Source organism: Alkalicoccus luteus, from assembly GCF_052061695.1.
Taxonomy (GTDB): Bacteria; Bacillota; Bacilli; order Bacillales; family Salisediminibacteriaceae; genus Alkalicoccus; species Alkalicoccus luteus.
Window position 1 is genome coordinate 1 of the sequence record NZ_JBPZEY010000029.1, and the last position, 682, is coordinate 682.

2 tRNA genes and 2 rRNA genes are annotated in these 682 nt (G+C 50.9%); all 4 read left to right on the forward strand.

The window, feature by feature from the left end:
* A 16S ribosomal RNA gene (locus ACSZLD_RS16830) occupies positions 1-86 on the forward strand; the annotation flags it as partial.
* Positions 87-195: 109 nt separating this feature from the next.
* Positions 196-272: transfer RNA gene (locus ACSZLD_RS16835), tRNA-Ile, on the forward strand.
* Positions 273-284: 12 nt separating this feature from the next.
* Positions 285-360 (forward strand) — tRNA-Ala (locus ACSZLD_RS16840).
* 208 nt (positions 361-568) lie between these two features.
* Positions 569-682 (forward strand): 23S ribosomal RNA (locus ACSZLD_RS16845); the annotation flags it as partial.

The following is a 682-nucleotide window of genomic DNA, read 5'->3' on the forward strand; positions in this document are numbered from 1 at the left end:
GCCAGCCGCCGAAGGTGGGACAAATGATTGGGGTGAAGTCGTAACAAGGTATCCGTACCGGAAGGTGCGGATGGATCACCTCCTTTCTAAGGAGCATCAAGCTCAATCGATTCCTTCTTGCTTCGTTCTTTTGTTTAGTTTTGAGAGATCACTGTTCTCTCTTTTTTTATTTCATATACTCTTTTCATTTAAAATGGGCCTGTAGCTCAGCTGGTTAGAGCGCACGCCTGATAAGCGTGAGGTCGGTGGTTCGAGTCCACTCAGGCCCACCATTTTAAGTGTTTGGGGCCTTAGCTCAGCTGGGAGAGCGCCTGCCTTGCACGCAGGAGGTCAGCGGTTCGATCCCGCTAGGCTCCACCATTAGAAATGCATGCCCTTTGAAAACCGGATAACGCAATGAAAACGAATCACCGGATCGAATCAACGATCAGATATACCTGGTTGGAGAGGAATCCGAGTGTCTTAGAAGAACTGCCGAGAACGACGAATCACTGATCTGCTTATCAGCTGCTTTTTTAGGCGAAAGCGCTGAAACAGGACGCTCGTGACGAGCGTGCGGCGGACAGATGGTTAAGCGACCAAGGGCGCACGGTGAATGCCTTGGCACTAGGAGCCGATGAAGGACGGGACGAACACCGATATGCTTCGGGGAGCTGTAAGTGAGCTGTGATCCGAAGATTTC